This window comes from Nocardioides sp. NPDC023903 (genome assembly GCF_040639295.1).
Taxonomy (GTDB): Bacteria; Actinomycetota; Actinomycetes; order Propionibacteriales; family Nocardioidaceae; genus Nocardioides.
Genome location: NZ_JBEZZS010000001.1, coordinates 124,459 through 141,371, shown reverse-complemented (window position 1 = coordinate 141,371; position 16,913 = coordinate 124,459). Strand labels below are relative to the sequence as shown.

The window sequence follows — 16,913 nt, the reverse complement described above, 5'->3', positions numbered from 1 at the left end:
CCCTTAGAGTCCGAGCTCGGAGACGGTCTTCTCCCGCATCTCGACCTTGCGGACCTTGCCGGTCACAGTCATGGGGAACTCCTCGACGACCAGGACGTAGCGCGGGATCTTGTAGTGGGCGAGCTTGCCGACGGCGTACGCCCTCAGGGTTTCGGCCGTCATCCGCTCGGCGCCGGGGCGCAGGCGGACCCAGGCGCAGAGCTCCTCGCCGTACGTCTCGTCGGGGACGCCGATGACCTGGACGTCCTCGACGTCGGGGTGGGTGTAGAGGAACTCCTCGATCTCGCGGGGGTAGATGTTCTCGCCGCCACGGATCACCATGTCCTTGATCCGGCCGACGATGCTGCAGTAGCCGTCGGGGTTCATCACGGCGAGGTCACCGGTGTGCATCCAGCCCTCGTCGTCGATCGCCGCCCTGGTCTTCTCCTCGTCCGCCCAGTAGCCGAGCATCACCGAGTAGCCGCGGGTCTGGAACTCACCCGCCTCGCCCCGGGGCAGCACCGCACCGGAGGTCGGGTCGACGACGCGCACCTCGACGTGCGGGTGCACCCGGCCGACGGTGGCGGTGCGGTGCTCGAGATCGTCGTCCATCCGGGTCTGGGTCGAGACCGGCGAGGTCTCGGTCATCCCGTAGGCGATCGAGACCTCGCTCATGTGCATCTCGTTGACGCACCGCTTCATCACCTCGACCGGGCACGGGCTGCCCGCCATGATCCCAGTGCGCAGTGTGCTGAGGTCGAAGGTGCCGAAGTCCGGATGGTTCTGCATCGCGATGAACATGGTGGGTACGCCGTAGACGGCCGTGCAGCGCTCGTCCTGGACCGCCTTCAGGGTGGCCGCCGGGTCGAAGGCCTGACCCGGGATCACCATCGTGGCTCCGTGGGTGATGCAGCCGAGGTTGCCCATCACCATCCCGAAGCAGTGGTAGAAGGGCACCGGGATCGCCAGCCGGTCGTTCTCGGTGAACCCGATCGTCTCGGTGGTGAAGTAGCCGTTGTTGAGGATGTTGCGGTGGCTCAGGGTCGCGCCCTTGGGATAGCCCGTGGTGCCCGAGGTGTACTGGATGTTGATCGGGTCCTCGGGGCTCAGCTCGTAGGTGACGTGATCGGCCAGCCGCTCGCCGGCGCCGGCTTCGAGGAGCGCGGTCCACTCCGGGTCGCCGATGAAGACGGTCTGCTCGAGGTCGGGGCAGTCGCCGCGGACGTCGGCCACCATCGAGCGATAGTCGGAGGTCTTGAACTCGGGCGCGGAGACGAGCAGCCTGATGCCCGACTGCGTCAGGGCGTACGCGAGCTCGTGGGTGCGGTAGGCCGGGTTGATGTTGACCAGGATCGCGCCGATCTTCGCCGTCGCCACCTGGGTCAGGGTCCACTCCGCGCAGTTGGGTGCCCAGATCCCGACCCGGTCGCCCTTCCCGATCCCGGCCTTGCGAAGCCCGACGGCCAGAGAGTCGACGTCGCGGCTCATCTCGGCGTACGTCCACCTTCTGCCGGAGGCAACCTCGACCAACGCCTCCCGGTCACCGAATCTGGCGACGGTGCGATCGAAGCTCGCGCCGATCGTCTCCTCCAGCAGCGGGGTCGTGGTCTCTCCGGCAGCGTAGGAATCCGTCATGAGCCCAGTGTGACCTGACTCACGGGCGGGTCCAAGGGTCTGCTGCGGGGTGTCAGTCGCTGGTGATGAGCTCCGCGGCGCGCTCGCCGATCAGGATCGCGGGCGCGTTGGTGTGGCCGCGCACGATCCTGGGCATGATCGAGGCGTCGGCCACGCGGAGGCCCTCGACGCCGCGTACGCGAAGCCGGGGGTCGACCACGCTGGCCTCGTCCGTGCCCATCCGGCAGGTGCCGGTCGGGTGGTAGAGCGTGTGGGCGTGACGTGCCAGGAGCGCGTCGGCGACCTCGTCCGCGGACGAGTCCATCGGGACGTCGGGGCGCAGGAACTTGCCGAGGAACGGCTTGAGAGCGGGCTGCGAGGCGATCTCCAGCGTCACCCGGACTCCCTCGACGATGGCGGCGCGGTCCCTGCCCTCGGGGTCGGAGAGGTAGCGGGGGTCGATGATCGGCTTGGCAGCCGGGTCCGTGGAGGTCAGCGTGACGCTGCCGCGGCTGGCCGGGTCGACGAGGATCGGACCGGCGACGACCGCCTCCCCCACGAACGGAATCAGGCCCTCGTCGAAGAAGCCGACCGGGGCGAAGATCATCTCGATGTCGGGCGCCTCCAGGTCGGGGCGCGATCGGATGAAGCCGTACGCCTCGCCGACGTTCGAGGTGAGCATCCCGCGTCGGCGCAGCAGGTAGTTGAGCAGGTGACGCGCCGACTCCGCGGTCGCGAGCGAACCCTGCTCGACCTCCCAGCCGATGCCGGCGACGAGGTGATCGGTGAGGTTCTCCCCCACCTCCCTCGCATCACGTACGACATCGATGCCGAGGCCCTTCAGCTGCGCCGCCGGGCCGATCCCGGAGAGCATCAGCAGCTGCGGGGTGTTGATCGCGCCGCCGGAGAGGATCACCTCACGCCGGGCGGTGATGGTCGTCTGCTGGCCATCGACGACGGCCTCGACACCGGTCGCGCGGCTGCCGTCGAAGGTCACCCGCGACACCAGGGCACCGGTCACCACGTTCAGGTTGGCGCGCCTGGCGGCAGGCTTGAGGTAGGCCGCGGCGGTGCTCCAGCGGGCGCCTCGGCGCTGGGTGACCATGGTCTCCGCGTACGCCTCGGGGTTGGGGCCGTTCGCCCGTCCGCGCCGGTAACCGGCCTGCTCGGCGGCCTGGAGGAAGGACTCGGTGTAGGGACGCGGGCTCCGTTGCCGCTCGACGCGGACCGGACCACCGGTGCCGTCGAGAGCGGTGGCGTCCTCGACGTCCTCGAGCTTCGCGTACGTCTTCTTGACGACGTCCCAGCCCCACTCGGGTCCCGCGGCCGCACCCCACTCCTCGTAGTCGGCCTGGAGGCCCTTGACCCACATCATCGCGTTCATCGAGGACGAGCCGCCGAGCATCCTGCCGCGCGGCCAGTAGATCCGCCGGCCGCCGAGCGCCGGCTGTGGCTCGGTCGAGTAGTCCCAGTCGTGCTCGGACTGGAACAGCTTCGAGAACGCCGCCGGGATGTGGATGTTCATGCTCTTGTCGCGCGGCCCTGCCTCGAGCAGCGTGACCCGGACGCTCGGGTCCTCGCTGAGCCGTGCCGCGAGCACGGCACCTGACGATCCGGCCCCCACCACCACGTAGTCGCTGGTCAGTTCCTGGCTCATACCGGATCTCCTTCGTCAACGATGACGGGCGTCCGAAAGCCTACCGCCCGCCGAGACGTCATTTCTCAATCGCGAGAAGTCAGATTTTGACCGCGAGAAGTCAGGTCTTCTGACGTTTCGCGGTCAATTTCTGACGCTTCGGCGCGGGGTCAGTCGGCGAGGAAGGCGCCCAGGGCGTAGGCGGGGTGGCGGTCGAGGTTGTGGCGGCCTCGGTCGTAGCGCCGGGTGGTGCGGGGATCGGCGTGGCCGGCGGCGTCCTGGACGTCCTCGAGAGGTACGCCGGCCTCGCGGGCCAGGGTGACGAAGGTGTGGCGGAGACTGTGCGGGGAGAGCTTGTCGCCGTGCTCGATGCCGGCCGAGGTGCCGAGTCTGCGGATGAGTCGGAAGGCCTCCGAGCGGTGCCAGCGGTTGCCGGTGGCGGTGATGAAGACCGGGCCGTCGGCGCGGGCGTCGAGGTAGGCGTCAAGCGCCTGTGAGGTCGCCGGGTTGAGTACGACATCGCGCCGGGCGCCGCCCTTGCGGGTGATCGTCAGGATGCGGTGGCCGCGGGAGTGACTGAGGTCGGTCACGTCGGCGCCCAGGGCCTCGGAGATGCGCAGGCCGTCGTGGAGCAGGAGGGTCACCAGTGCGGCAGCGCGGCTGGAGTGCTCCCGTGCGGCGGCGAGGAAGGCGCGCGCCTCTCCCCTATCCATGCCCAGGGTCTGGGAGTCGTTGCTGGTCTTGGGGCGTTTGATGTGCTCGGCCGGTGAGGCGCTCAAGACGCCCTCCGCCACGCCGTAGCGGTAGAAGCCGGCGATCGCGGAGAGGCGGCGGGCGATCGTCGCCGGGCTGCGCCGTGTCTCCAGATGGCGGGCGTAACCATCGACCATCGCCCGGTTCGCGGCGAGCGGGTCGATCTCCAGGGCGGCGCACCAGCCGAACCAGTCGGCGAGGTCTCGCCCGTATGCAGCGCGGGTGTGTCCTGCGTACGAAAGCAGGAACCTTCTGGCGAGCGCCTCGGCCCTCTTCTCCTGGGGCAGCTCCCCCAGGTTCTCGAGGAACAGCTCTCTGACGGATTCCGTCACGGAGAGGTCTGTTGCCGGGGCCTGGAGACGGTGCTCGATCGCGCTCACAAGCACACATCATAATGCCAGTTATGTTGTGTGTCTCATCCGGATCTCATTTGAACGGAGTTGAGTATTCGTTTCGTCTTTCGTCACGCTATGCTGACGTAATGACGGAAACGATTGTTGTCGACGAGAAGCTGTGCCGCTTCCCCGGCTGTCCGCTGCCCGCGGCGGCCTCGGAGAGCGGAAGCGGCCGACCGCCGGAGTACTGCGACGATCCCGCCCACAACCGAGCCGCAGCCTGGCGCGAACGCAAGCGCCTGCAGCGGCTCGTGGAGACACGGGATCCCGAGGAGACCGCGCGACCGGTGCAGGCCGCCCAGCAGCGGGCCACGGAGATCACCACCCAGCTGACCCAGCTCGCCGACAGGTTCCTCGACCAGCTCCCGAAGGCGCTGGAGGAGCTGCGTACGCTCGGCGACCTGACCGCTGCTGAGGCTCAGATCGCCACCGTGCAGAGCGAGGCACAGGAGCAGATCGCTGCCGCGAGCGCTCGTGCTGTGCGCGCTGAGCAGGCGCAGCGTACGGCCGAGGCGGAGCGCGATGAGGCAGATGCCGCCGCGGCGGAGGCGTTGGAGGAGTCGGAGCGATCTGCCGAGATCCTGCGGGAGGCGCTGTCCGCCACGACCGCGGCCGAGGAGTCCCGTCAGGCCGCCCAGGCGGCGCTGGAGAGAGCAGAGTCCGGCGCGGCTGCCGCGGCGAAGACCGCCTCCGCGAGCATCACCTCCCTCGAGAAGCGTGTCGAGCAGACGACCGCCGCGCGCGAAGCCCTGGCCGAGAAGCTCGAGAAGCTGCAGGCCGAGCACGCCTCGGCTGTGCAGCACCGGCGGAGCGAGACCGCGCGCGCCGACCATGCCGAGAAGGCGATGGCACGGCTGCAGGAGCAGCTGATCGCCGAGAAGAAGGCCGGCGAGAAGGCGTCCGCGAGCGCGGAGGCGACGATCTCCGGCCTGCGTACGCAGCGCGACGCCGCCCGCGAGCAGATCGACGCTCTGCGGGACCAGGTGGCAGACCTTCGCGGGAGCGAAGCAGCGGCGAAGGCGGATCGCGATGCCACCCGCGCCGAACTGGACCGCGAGCGCGTCCATGCGAGCGAGCGGCTCGAGGATCTGCGGGCAGCACACCAGGCCCAGGTAGCGCAGCTGATCGAGCAGATCGAGCGGCGTACGTCCTCCCCCGATGTGCCGGAAGAGGGTGCGTGACACGCGGGACCCCAGTTGGAGGTGAACGGACCACATCCGCTACTGTTCTTCTCGCAAGCGGACGTAGCTCAGTTGGTAGAGCGCAACCTTGCCAAGGTTGAGGTCGCGAGTTCGAGCCTCGTCGTCCGCTCCACATCGAGGGCCGCCCGATCGGGCGGCCCTCGATCAATTTCCCGTGGCGAAACCAGCATCTCGCCGCAACTGCTCTAGGATTTCATTGCTCTGGGATTTATGCGCCAGGTGTGGATGAGCCCGGGGGCGAGGCCGACAACCGAAGGACTGTGCGTGGGGGGCGTTGAGTGAGCGGGAAGTTCATCGACGCCTATGCCGTGCTCGAGATCGCTCCGGACGCGGACGACGCGGCTGTCCGAGCTCGCCATCGTGAGCTCGCGAAGCAGTTCCACCCGGACCGTGGCGGCCGTGCTGCCGACGGCGAGCTGATGATGCGCATCAACCGGGCGCGCGACGTGCTGCTCGACCCAGTCGCCAGGGCCACCCTCGACGAGGAGCTCGCCCGTCGCCGCCGTAGGGCCGCTGCCTCGGCGGCCGCCGGGAAGGCGCCCGCGTCTGCTTCTCCTACTCCGCCGCTCAGCCGCGACCGGCGCTGGCGAGCCGAGTGGGGCGCCGCGACTCCGCGTCCCGCCCCGGCGCCCGGCAGCAGCTCACCCGCCCCGGTGACACCACCGGCTCGGGTGCGCCCGTCGGCCAGCCGGCTGCGCCAGGCCACGCGGCAGGCTCGAGCGGCGAATGCAGCGATGGCCTCACGACAGCGACCCGCGGCGCCGAAGCCTCCTCGCACGGCGACCGAGCCGCCTCCTCCCCAGCCCGCCGCGCCGCAGCCCCCGAACCCTCAGCCGGTGGCTCCGCAGCAGGCTGCCCCGCAACAGCAGACCGCGCCGTCAGCGGACAAGCCGGCCAACGCCTGGTCGCTCTATTCCGTGCCGCTCGACGCGGTCTCGGTCGCGTCGCTGCTCGCCAGCGTGCTGATGTGTGGCCCGCTCGGCTTCATCCTCGGCATCATCGGCCTGGCCCGCACCGCCGACGACAAGCGTCGCGGCCGCTGGGCCGCGGTCGCCGGCATCGCCATCAGCAGCCTGACGATGCTGGTCGCCGTCGGCTACGTGATGCAGGCGATGTCCGCACCTGGACCCTGACGCGGGACTCCGCCCAGCGGCCACTCGGCGATGGTCCGGCAGCCGTGGTTCGCGTACCAGTGCAGGCTGACCCGGTCCGCGTGACATCGCGCGGGGAGGAACGGCACCAGGGACGTACGTGTCGAACCGAGGTCCACTCCCCCGGCGATGTGGTCGATGGTCAGGTGCGGCACCGGTTCGAAGAGGCCGTCATAGGGTGGGCACTGCGGGAACGCCGCGCTCAACTCGGAGGTCAGCGCCGCGAACGGCTCCGCGGGATCAGGGTGCAGATAGATCGTGCCCCCGGCGAAGAGACGTACGTCGTCCAGCACGAAGTCGAACGCAGCGGCCGCAGCCGCGATCTTCCCGACCCGCTCCAGATCGTCGGTCGTAGGTGAGGCCAGAAACGGCGCGAGCAGCGTGATGTGCGCGTGCACGAACGCAGGGTCCACCGAGACGAACGAGTCGTCGTAGTGGCGCGTCCGCTCCAGGACGTACGTCTCCAGCTCGGGCACCGGGACGACGAGCACCGAGTGCCCGGCAGCGGATCTGCTCATGGCCGGATTCTCGCGGGCGCGCCTGGTCGATGACCACTCGACGCGGGCCGCTCGCGACTCGGCTAGGGTGCCCGGGTGTCTACGCCTGAGATGCCCGCCGAACTGCTCAAGCACGCCCTCGACGCGACGGGGTTCATGCCTCCCGAGGAGGGCACGGCGCTGTTCGAGTACGCCGTGGAGCGGCTGCCGCACGGGCCGGCCGTCGAGATCGGGACCTACTGCGGAAAGTCGTCGGTCTATCTCGGCGCCGCGGCGAAGCTGACCGGGGGCACGGTGTTCACCGTCGACCACCACCACGGCAGCGAGGAGAACCAGGCGGGGTGGGAGCACCACGACACGACCCTGGTCGACGAGCGCACCGGGCGGCTGGACACGCTGCCGACCTTCCGGCGCACGATCGAGCAGGCCGGCCTCGAGGACGAGGTCGTCGCGGTGATCGGCGCCTCGACGACCGTCAGCCGGTGGTGGACCACGCCGGTCTCGCTGCTCTTCATCGACGGCGGCCACGGCGTGGAGCCGACGCAGCTGGACTACCGCGGCTGGGCCCCGAAGGTGATGCCCGGAGGGCTGCTGCTCGTCCACGACGTCTTCCCGGACCCGGCCGAGGGCGGACGGCCGCCGTACGAGGAGATCTACCTCCCCGCGCTCGCCTCCAAGCAGTTCGAGGAGATCGACGCCGTCGGGTCCCTGCGGGTCCTGCGTCGGCTCACCTGATCCCAGGCGCCACAGGAGTCACATCGATCGGGGGTATTCCTGCACTTCTCGGGCAATGCAACACCCGAGAAGTGCAGGAATACCCGGTTAACCGGGTATTCCAGCCGAAGACGTCTCGCACCCACACTCCAGCGCCAGCTCCTCGAACGGAGCGGCGAGGGAGGTGCCGCGCATGATGCCGGAGCCTGGGGTGGACCCGCCGTAGCGCTCGCCCAACGCGTCCGCGGCCAGGATGACAGCGGCGGCGGTGAAGGTGGAGTGCTCCTCGGGCCAGTAGGCGTTGGGGTTCGGGTTGGGGTAGTCGAGCGACTCGTAGACCCAGCCGGTCCAGTAGCCGCCGTCGTCGGCACGCATGTGCTGCATCTCGGTCAGCAGCCGGAGCCCGCGGCGGTGGTCGCCGATGTTGTCCAGGGCCATCACCAGCTCACACGTCTCGGCGCCGGTCACCCACGGGTTGGTGTCGACACAGAGGGCGCCGAGGCCGGGCCGTACGAAGTGGTCCCAGCGAGACTCGATGAGGTCGTGGCCGTCGGCACCGACGACGGCGCCACCGAGGACCGGGTAGTACCAGTCCATCGAGTGGTGCGACTTGTCCTCGAACGAGTCACGGTGGTGGCGCAGCGCGTGACCGAGCCGGCCGCCGACGATCTCCCACTCCGGCTGCGGGTCGTCCATCAGGTCGGCCAGGGCGACCCCGGCGCGCAGCGACTGGTAGATCGAGGACGAGCCGGTGAGCAGGGCGAACGGGTCGCGCGGGGTCCAGGCGATCCCGCCGAAGGGCAGCTGCAGCCCGACCACGAAGTCGAGCCCGGCGCGCACCGAGGGCCAATGCCGCTCCACGAACGCCCGGTCACGACGGATCAGCCAGTGGTGCCAGAGCCCGACGGCGAAGTAGGCCGACATGTTGGACTCGCCGATCGTCTCCACGGGTGAGCCGGAAACTATCTTCATCGGCCAGGACCCGTCGCCGTTCTGCAGCGACGGGATCCAGTCGTACGCAGCCTCGGCCTCCTCCACCAGGCCACCGACCAGGAGGCCCATGGCGGCCTCGACGTGGTTCCAGATGTCGGTGTGCTGACCCGGGACCCACGGGATCGCGCCCGACGCCTCCTGGACGCGGGCGATCGACCCGGCCGTGGCGACGATCTGGGCAGGGGTCAGCACCCCGTCGACGTACGGGATCTCGACTCTCATCCGCGAATCAGGCGGCCGAGGTGGGGTCGGAGGCGACAGGACCCGGCTTGCGGAAGTAGAGGACCATGCTCTTGCCGATCATCGGGTCGAGAACCTTCCCGGCGAGGCGCAGCGGCAGCGGGTTCTTCATGATCTCCCAGACCAGGACCTGGTGGTACGCCTTCACCAGGACGTGCTTGTCGTTGTCGACGCCGACGGCCGACTTCAGCCACCAGTAGGGCGCGTGCAGGCCGTGGGCGTAGGACTTGCCCTCGAAGATCATCGCCTCACCAGGGGTGCCGTCGTTGGGCCGGCCGGCCTTGGTGACCTTGTCGATGAGCTCGTGGTCGGTGTAGATGCGGATGTGGCCGCCGGGGGTGTTGTGGTAGTCCTCGGAGAGCTTCCAGTTGACGACCTCGGGCAGCCAGCGCGGCACCGAGATGGCCAGGGTGCCGCCGGGGCGCAGCACCCGGACGAGCTCCTTGATCGCGTCGACGTCGCGGTGAATGTGCTCGAGCACCTCGGCGGCGACGATCCGGTCGAACTCGCCGTCGGCGAAGGGCAGCGACAGGGCGTCTCCCTCCTTGACCTCCGCGTTCGCGCCCTCGGGGACCTCGTCGCGCATCGCGAAGAACCAGTCGCTGACCTTGGCCAGCTCCTCGGCGTCCTGGTCGAACGCGATCACGTCGGCGCCGCGGCGATACATCTCGAAGGCGTGCCGGCCACCGCCGGCACCCATGTCGAGCACGCGCTCTCCGGGCTCAAGGCCAAGGCGGTCGAAGTCAACGGTGAGCACGGCTCACTTCCTCTCATCTGTGGTGAACTCGTCGATGGACTGCTGATAAAGGGCCGTCATCCGCTCGGCCACCGCGTGCCAGGAGAAGTGCTCCTCGACCCGGGCCCGCCCGGCGGCCGAGTAGCGGGCCCGGCGCTCGGGGTCGTCGAGCAGCGCCGCGATGGCCTGCTCGAGCTCCTCGGTCTCCCCCGGGGTGACCTGCTTCGCGCACAGGTCGTCGGGGCCGACGACCTCGGGGATCGCGCCGGCGCGGGAGACGACGAGCGGAGTGCCGCACGCCATCAGCTCGGCGGTGGGCAGCGAGAACCCCTCGTAGAGCGAGGGCACGCAGGCGATCTCCGCGGAGCCCATCAGCTCGACGAGCTCGGCGTCGGAGATGCCGTTGACGAAACGTACGTGGTCCTTGATCGCGAGCTTCTCGATGAGCTGCTCGGTCGGACCGCCCTTCTTGGGCTTGGAGACCAGGACCAGCTCCAGGTCGCGTTCGGTACGCAGCTTGGCGAAGGCCTCGAGCAGGAAGGCGATGCCCTTCAGCGGGGCGTCGGCACTGGCCATGGCCAGGACCCGGCCACTGACGCGAGGCCCCGTCGGCGGGACGAACTCCTCCGGTACGCCGAGATGCACGGTCTGCACCCGGTCGGAGGGGACGCCGAAGTCGGTGAGGATGTCGCGCTTGGAGTTGTCCGAGGGCGTGATCACGTGCTGCAGCTGCGAGGCGACCTTCGCCTGCATCTTCACGAACGAGTACCAGCGCCAGACCCCGAACTTCTTCTTCCAGCCCACCGCGCTGTCCAGCTCGATGCGTCGGTCGAAGGAGATCGGGTGGTGGATCGTGGTCACCAGGGGCAGGCCGACCTCGGGCTCGATGCGAAGCAGCGGCGTGGCCAGAGTCTGGTTGTCGTGGACGATGTCGAAGTCGTCCTTCCGCTCCTTCAGCACCTTCAGGACGCGCTTGGCGAAGGTCAGCGGCTCGGGAAAGGCGCCGGTACGCATCCGGGCCCACTCCTCGACGTCGACCAGGTCGCGGAGCTCGGAGAACTTCGGGTTGCCGAACGGGTTGGGCTCCTCGTAGAGGCCCAGGCTCGGCACCTTGGTGAGGGTGACGCCCTCCCCTACTAGGTCGAGATCGGGATAGGGCTGACCGGAGAAGACCTCAACAGTGTGCCCGAGCTTGGCGAGCTCCCGACTCAGATGGCGGATATAGACGCCTTGACCGCCGACGTGCGGCTTGCTGCGATACGACAGCAGAGCGATCCGCATCCGCCACCTCCCTCAAACCTAGGCAGAGCAAAACTAGAACGTGTTCTATACTAGCAGGTAGCCAGCGCGAGTCACTCTAATGCAGGCGCTTCAACAGACGGTGTCGGGCTTGGCGTCTAGGCTGGTGGTGTGGAGGGTTTCTGGACCCGGTTCCGTCTCGATCCGAGACAGGCCGACAACGCACGCATGCGCGCCTCCGATGCCGATCGGGAGGTTGTGCGCACCGTTCTCACCGATGCCTTCGCCGACGGCCGGCTGACCCGCGAGGAGCACGAGGAGCGGGTCGGCACCCTCTTGGAGGCCCGTACGCTCGGTGAGCTGCCCGCGCTGGTGGACGATCTCGTGGTCGTCGAGCCCGCTGCCGGCGAGCCCGGGGCGAACCTGCCCGGGACGCTCGGCTTCCGTGAGCAGGGCGCGGCTGCGTACCGCAAGGAGCTCCAGGAGGCGGTCGCCACCTTCTTGATGGTCAGCCTCATCACCTGGGGCATCTGGCTGTTCACCAGCGCCCCAGATGGGCACCCGTGGCCGATCTATCCGATGCTCTTCCTGGTCGTCAACCTGGTCGGCACCGGCGTACGCCGCGAGGCGATCGTGGAGCGCGAGGTGCACCGCCTCGAGAAGAAGGCCGCCAAGAAGGCGGCGAAGAAGGCGGCCAAGGCCGAGATCGAGGCAGCCCCCGAGACAGCTGCCCCGATCCTCGACCCGCCGGCCCAGTCCGAGAAGGACCGGCCCGGCGATCCCTCCTAGCTCCCCAGCTGCGGGTCGCTCACGGAGGGACGTCCGGTTTCCAGGTGGCCGGCGAACCCGCGTGCCCAGGTGGTGCCCGGGACGGTCAGGGTCAGGTCGTACCAGCCCCCGGTGGCGCGGGTGTCTAGGTGGCGGGAGCGGATCGGGCCGGCGTACGCGCTGGTGATCTCGGCCTTGCGGGGCGCGGTCACGGTGAGTCGCTGCGAGCGGCCATCCCGCCGGAGGTTGGCGGGCGCGGGGTCTGCGCCAGCGGTGCCGGCGTAGGAGCGGAAGAACCCGTTGGGGCCGTGCAGGTGGATCTCGTAGTCGCCGCTGACCGGCCAGCGCACCGAGAGGGTGTCGCCGGCGCCGACGGTGTAGCTGTGTGGCGCACCCTCCGGGGCGAGCAGCCGGGCCTGGAAGTGGGCGCCGACGCTGCCGGCGTTGTGGATCTCGACGGCGATCTCGCCGGCGGCGGCGGTCTCGACGACCTCGAGCCGGTAGGGGGTCGGGCGAGCCGGGCGGGTGCCGCGCTCCTGCGTCGGCATCGTCCCCTTCGCCGGCGCCTCCGGGGCGTAGTCCGGGTGGCGCTCGCGGTCGGCGGGCTCCCACCCGCTCGTGTCGGGCAGCACCGGCGGCTCGGAGGTGCGGGAGAAGTCGAAGGCCGAGGTCAGGTCGCCACACACGGCGCGACGCCAGGGCGTGATGTTGGGCTCGACGACACCGAAGCGCTCCTCCATGAACCGCAGGATCGAGGTGTGGTCGAAGGTCTCCGAGGAGACCCAGCCGCCGACGCTCCACGGGGAGACGACGAACATCGGCACCCGCGGCCCGAGGCCGTAGTGGCCGTCGCCGTGGGAGCCGGTGTAGAGCTCGTTCTCGGTCGAGACGGTCGACTCCCCCGGCACCAGCGGGCTGTTGATGTGCGGCGGCACCAAGTGGTCGAAGAAGCCGTCGTTCTCGTCGTAGGTGATGAAGAGCGCGGTCTTGGCCCACACCTCGGGGTTGGAGGTGAGCGCGTCGAGGACCTTGGCGATGTACCAGGCGCCGTAGTTGGTCGGCCAGTTCGAGTGCTCGGAGAACGCCTCCGGCGCCGCGATCCAGCTGATCGAGGGCAGGTTGTCGGCCTCGACGTCGGCTCGCAGGATCTCGAAGTAGTCCTGGCCGTCGATCGCGCGGGTGCCGGTGCGGGCCTTCTCGAAGAGCGGGTCGCCGGGCTGGGCGTCCTGGAACCTGTTGAAGTAGAGCAGCGAGTTGTCGCCGTAGTTGCCGATGTAGGCGTCCTTGGTCCAGCCCCACCAGTTGTCGCCCTCGGCGTTGAGGCCCGTGCCCTCGTCCTGGTAGACCTTCCAGCTGACCCCGGCCTTCTCGAGCCGCTCGGCGTAGGTAGTCCAGTCGTAGCCGGCCTCGTCGTTGTAGAGCACCGGCCCGCCACCCTTGCCGTCGTTGCCGGTCCAGCCCGAGAGCATGTAGTAGCGGTTGGGGTCGGTGTTGCCGATGAAGGAGCAGTAGTAGGCGTCGCACACCGTGAACGCGTCGGCGAGCGCGAAGTGGAAGGCGGCGTCCTGCCGCTGGAGGTACGCCATCGTGGTGGTGCCCTTGGCCGGGACCCACTGGTCGTAGCGACCGCCGTTGATCGCCTGCTGGCCGTCGGTCCAGCCGTGCGGGAGGCCCTCGAGGAAGGCGGCGCCAAGGTCGTCGACCTCGGGGTGGAACGGGAGCAGCTCGCTGTCGCCGTTCGGCTGGTGCCACACCGGCTTGCCCGAGGGCAGGATCGCCGGGTGCGGGTCGCCGAAGCCGCGTACGCCGCGCAGCGTGCCCAGGTAGTGCTCGAAGCTGCGGTTCTCCTGCATCAGGACGACCACGTGCTCGATGTCGCGGATCGTGCCGGTCTTGCGGGCGGCGGGAATGGAGGCGGCTCGCGCGATGCTCTGGTCGAGCATGGTCAGCGCTGCTGCGCCGCCGGCAAGACCGAGGAACCGACGACGATCGATGTCAACCACTGGTACTCCTTGACGGTGGGGGTGAGCGGCGACCACGATCTCGGCTCAGTGGCTCACCTGGGCGACGCGTGGTTGGTCGTCAGATGACCGGCGGGCGAAGAGTTCGCCGCCCGGCCGCAGCCTGCGGCGCAGCTGCGCGGTGACGTACGCGGCGACGACGAACATCACCAGGTCGGCTGCGATCAGCGCGAACAGCCAGGAGGCATCGGCCGGTCCGTCGATCCGCTGCTGGATGTGGAGGTGGGCGACCATCGCCGAGACGATGAACCCGACGCTGGCATAGAGGGTGATGCGCAGATCCACTTCCTCTTCATCGATGCCGCGCACCCAGTGGCGGCCGACCCGCAGGATCGCGAGCGAGGTCAGCGCCGCGATCACCGACAGGAACGGCACCGCATAGCGGGCGTGGATCCAGCCGCCGCCGGCGTGGAACGAGGCCAGGTTGACGATGATGATCACGCAGTAGATCCCCATCAGCGCCCGCACCGCCACCTCCAGCCGGCGCTCCAGGACGGTCGGCTCCGGCCCGGGGATCACGACGCGGCGCATCACCCCGTCCGGCCTCGGCCGGGCCTTTGCGTTGACGTCGAGCACCATGCCAGTGACCGTGACCGCTAGGGTCGCCGCGGCGGCCACGATCCAGATCTTCGGGATGACGTCGTCGGCCCACAGCGAGCCGTAGAGGTGCAGGTAGAGCTCCGGGTTGACCAGCTGGAAGAGCGTGTCGCCGTGGGTCTGGCGGGAGAACTTCTCGAAGAGCGCCGCGGAGGCGGTCGCGTCGCCGTAGAGCACGATGTTGCGTACGTAGAACCAGCCGATCACGACCACTGGCGCCAGCCCGATGCGGATCGCGAGGAGCACACCCCGGCGGAACGTACGCAGCGTCGGGTCGCGCAGCCACAGCGCGGCCAGCACGCAGGCACCCAGCACGAGCACCGCCACCAGGCCGGTCGAGCGGAAGCTGGCCGCCGCGACGCCGGCGACTGTCGCCCAGATCAGCCGGTCCCGGGTGACGCCCTCGCGGATCATCCGGAAGCCGAGCAGCAGGGTCAGCGAGGCGGCGACCGTGCCCCAGCCGTCGTTGTAGATCGCGCCGCCATCGTAGGTCACCGCGCCACAGCCGAGCACCATCGCAGCGGCGAGCACCGGGACCACCCGTCTCCTGGGCACCAGCTCACGCGCGAGCAGCCCGACCAGGATGATGCTCAGCGCGTAGCCGAGCGCGTTGAGCAGCCGCATCCCGAGAAGCGTCACCCCGACGTTGCCGACGGCGTCGCCGAGCCAGACCAGCGGCAGGCTCATCACGTAGAACAGCGGCGGGTGGTTGGCGACCCAGATGTCGCGGCGCGGCTCGTCGAGACCGAAGAGCGCCTCGGCGAACTGCGGGTAGCGCACCGGGTCGGCCGGGGTGTTCGTGTCGATCGTGGGCAGGACGCCCTGGGACAGGACGATGGCGTAGGCGGCGTGCTGCTTCTCGTCGGCCTTCAGCAGTGGAGGCATCCCGATGGCGTACTGCGCGCTCATCGCGAAGCCGAGCACCCCGAGCAGGAGCAGGCATACGGTCACCTGGGACAGCGAGCGCGTGGGCGTGAGCACCTCGACAAGCTAGTGGGCCCAGATGCCGTCCAGCCGCCACCGCGGTTGGCGGTCAGGTGACGAGTCGGCGAACTGTGCGTGGTGGCTCTGCTGCATTCAGTCGATGACCATCGAGGAGCCGGCAGCGACCTGCTCCCGGGTCGTACGCCGTCGCACGTCGCGCCGGTGACGCCAGATCTGCACTACCCCGAGCCCCCAGAACAGGTACTGCACCGACATCGCCCAGCGGAACGCCTCCGGCGTGTAGGAGGTCGAGGCCCCCGGCGTACGCCAGTCGAGGATCCAGCCGACCAGCACGATCACGAGCAGCGCGGCGACGAAGCCGCCCTGGTTGATGATCCCGCTGGCGCTCGCCATCCGGGCAGGCGGGTTGCTGGTGCGGCCGACGTCGAAGCCGATCATCGAGGCGGGTCCGCCGAAGCCGACCACGGCCATCAGGAGCAGCAGCACCGGCAGCGGCGCTTCGCCCGGCCAGGCGAGCACGAGCGTCCACACCGACACCAGCGCGGCGATCATCGTCAGCGCCACCGTCGAGCGGTGCCACGGGTGGCGTCCGGCGAGGATGCCGATCACCGGGCCCGCGGCCAGTGCGGCGACGACGGTGACCGAGAGCAGGGTGCCGGCGAGGGTGTCGGAGAGCCCTTCCGCGGTCACCAGGAACGGGAAGCCCCACAACAGCCCCATCAGGTGAGAGCTGAACGGGGTGGAGAAGTGGATCCAGAACCCCAGGCGCGTGCCCGGCTGATACCAGGACGCCTTCAGGCTGCGGCCGAGCTCGCGCGGCTTGAGGGAGCTGCCTCGGCGGTGTCGGTCGCCGGGTCCGTCGTGGACGAAGAGGCGCAGCAGCACGAGAAGCACCGGGCCGATCAGCGCTGCCGTGAGGTAGGCCCGGGTCCAGCCGAGCTGGCCCAGCGCCCACGTCATCGGGACCGCCGCCGCGATCGCGCCCAGCTGTCCGACGGTGCCGGTCAGCTGGCTGACCAGCGGCACCTTGCGCGCCGGGAACCACGACGGCACCAGCCGCAGCACGCAGATGAATGTCATCGCGTCGCCCATCCCCACGAACGTGCGCGCGAGCAGCGCCAGCGGATAGGAGTCCGCGAATGCGAACCCTGCCTGAGCGACCGCCAAGATCAGCGCACCCGCGGAGAGGACCGTACGCGAGCCGTACCGGTCGACCAGCAGCCCGACCGGCACCTGCATGAGGGCGTAGACGAGAAGCTGCAGCATGACGAAGGTCGCCAGCTGGCTCGCGCCGATCCCGAAGCGCTCCGTCGCCACCAGACCGGCCACCGCGAGGCTGCTGCGGTGGAAGACCGCCAGGCCGTAGACCGCGAGGGCGATACCCCACACGAGCCATGAGCGTGCGGACGACTGGGGATCTTCGTGGCTCACAG

The 16,913-nt window shown here is 69.4% G+C and carries 14 protein-coding genes and 1 tRNA gene; 5 read left to right on the top strand and 10 right to left on the bottom strand.

Translation table 11 applies throughout. The features are described 5' to 3' along the window. Positions 1 to 3: 3 nt before the first annotated feature. From AB0F44_RS00675 to AB0F44_RS00665, 3 genes are all read right to left on the bottom strand, one after another. The gene (locus tag AB0F44_RS00675; RefSeq protein WP_357351686.1) at positions 4 to 1,614 is read right to left on the bottom strand and encodes an AMP-binding protein; all 1,611 of its coding nucleotides are present in this window, start codon (positions 1,612 to 1,614) and stop codon (positions 4 to 6) included. Between the two features lie 52 nt (positions 1,615 to 1,666). Continuing rightward, positions 1,667 to 3,250 (bottom strand): GMC family oxidoreductase N-terminal domain-containing protein, encoded by a 1,584-nt coding sequence (locus AB0F44_RS00670; RefSeq protein ID WP_357351684.1) that lies wholly within the window; start codon positions 3,248 to 3,250, stop codon positions 1,667 to 1,669. A 149-nt stretch (positions 3,251 to 3,399) separates the two neighbouring features. Beyond that, positions 3,400 to 4,362 carry a tyrosine-type recombinase/integrase gene (locus tag AB0F44_RS00665; protein ID WP_357351682.1) on the bottom strand — a complete coding sequence of 321 codons (963 nt, stop codon included), beginning with the start codon at positions 4,360 to 4,362 and terminating at the stop codon, positions 3,400 to 3,402. 101 nt (positions 4,363 to 4,463) lie between these two features. Between AB0F44_RS00665 and AB0F44_RS00660 the strand changes: the two genes are divergently transcribed. The 3 genes from AB0F44_RS00660 to AB0F44_RS00650 all read left to right on the top strand — a co-directional run bounded on the left by AB0F44_RS00660 (position 4,464) and on the right by AB0F44_RS00650 (position 6,712). Beyond that, a complete protein-coding gene (locus AB0F44_RS00660) occupies positions 4,464 to 5,558 on the top strand; it encodes a hypothetical protein (RefSeq protein ID WP_357351680.1) in 1,095 nt (364 codons plus the stop codon). Positions 5,559 to 5,615: 57 nt separating this feature from the next. After that, positions 5,616 to 5,691, top strand: a tRNA-Gly gene (locus tag AB0F44_RS00655). A gap of 166 nt (positions 5,692 to 5,857) precedes the next feature. Beyond that, positions 5,858 to 6,712, top strand: a complete 855-nt coding sequence (locus AB0F44_RS00650; protein WP_357351678.1) for a DnaJ domain-containing protein — start codon at positions 5,858 to 5,860, stop codon at positions 6,710 to 6,712. On the opposite strand, the gene AB0F44_RS00645 is transcribed toward AB0F44_RS00650, so the two are convergent. Further along, a complete protein-coding gene (locus AB0F44_RS00645) occupies positions 6,676 to 7,248 on the bottom strand; it encodes a 2'-5' RNA ligase family protein (RefSeq protein WP_357351676.1) in 573 nt (190 codons plus the stop codon). The genes AB0F44_RS00650 and AB0F44_RS00645 overlap by 37 nt on opposite strands. 75 nt (positions 7,249 to 7,323) lie before the next feature. On the opposite strand from AB0F44_RS00645, the gene AB0F44_RS00640 reads away from it, so the two are divergent. Then, positions 7,324 to 7,962, top strand: a complete 639-nt coding sequence (locus AB0F44_RS00640; protein WP_357351674.1) for a class I SAM-dependent methyltransferase — start codon at positions 7,324 to 7,326, stop codon at positions 7,960 to 7,962. Positions 7,963 to 8,049: 87 nt separating this feature from the next. Here AB0F44_RS00640 and AB0F44_RS00635 read toward each other — a convergent pair whose 3' ends face one another. From AB0F44_RS00635 to AB0F44_RS00625, 3 genes are read right to left on the bottom strand one after another with little or no spacing between them, the layout of a single operon-like run. Continuing rightward, entirely contained in the window at positions 8,050 to 9,156 is a 1,107-nt protein-coding gene (locus tag AB0F44_RS00635) for a prenyltransferase (RefSeq protein WP_357351672.1), read from the bottom strand. A 7-nt stretch (positions 9,157 to 9,163) separates the two neighbouring features. Beyond that, positions 9,164 to 9,931, bottom strand: a complete 768-nt coding sequence (locus AB0F44_RS00630; RefSeq protein WP_357351670.1) for a class I SAM-dependent methyltransferase — start codon at positions 9,929 to 9,931, stop codon at positions 9,164 to 9,166. 3 nt (positions 9,932 to 9,934) lie between these two features. Further along, a complete protein-coding gene (locus tag AB0F44_RS00625) occupies positions 9,935 to 11,191 on the bottom strand; it encodes a glycosyltransferase family 4 protein (RefSeq protein ID WP_357351668.1) in 1,257 nt (418 codons plus the stop codon). Positions 11,192 to 11,320: 129 nt separating this feature from the next. Here AB0F44_RS00625 and AB0F44_RS00620 point away from each other — a divergent pair, with 129 nt between their 5' ends. Then, entirely contained in the window at positions 11,321 to 11,938 is a 618-nt protein-coding gene (locus AB0F44_RS00620; protein ID WP_357351666.1) for a DUF1707 domain-containing protein, read from the top strand. Here the strand turns inward: AB0F44_RS00620 and AB0F44_RS00615 are convergent. The 3 genes from AB0F44_RS00615 to AB0F44_RS00605 all read right to left on the bottom strand — a co-directional run bounded on the left by AB0F44_RS00615 (position 11,935) and on the right by AB0F44_RS00605 (position 16,911). Beyond that, positions 11,935 to 13,920 (bottom strand): phosphocholine-specific phospholipase C, encoded by a 1,986-nt coding sequence (locus AB0F44_RS00615; protein WP_357351664.1) that lies wholly within the window; start codon positions 13,918 to 13,920, stop codon positions 11,935 to 11,937. The genes AB0F44_RS00620 and AB0F44_RS00615 overlap by 4 nt on opposite strands. Before the next feature lie 45 nt (positions 13,921 to 13,965). Next, positions 13,966 to 15,516, bottom strand: coding sequence for a hypothetical protein (locus tag AB0F44_RS00610; RefSeq protein ID WP_357351662.1), 1,551 nt, complete (start codon positions 15,514 to 15,516; stop codon positions 13,966 to 13,968). A 96-nt stretch (positions 15,517 to 15,612) separates the two neighbouring features. Then, complete coding sequence (locus AB0F44_RS00605; protein WP_357351660.1) at positions 15,613 to 16,911, bottom strand: MFS transporter; 1,299 nt, start codon at positions 16,909 to 16,911, stop codon at positions 15,613 to 15,615. Between the last annotated feature and the right edge of the window lie 2 nt (positions 16,912 to 16,913).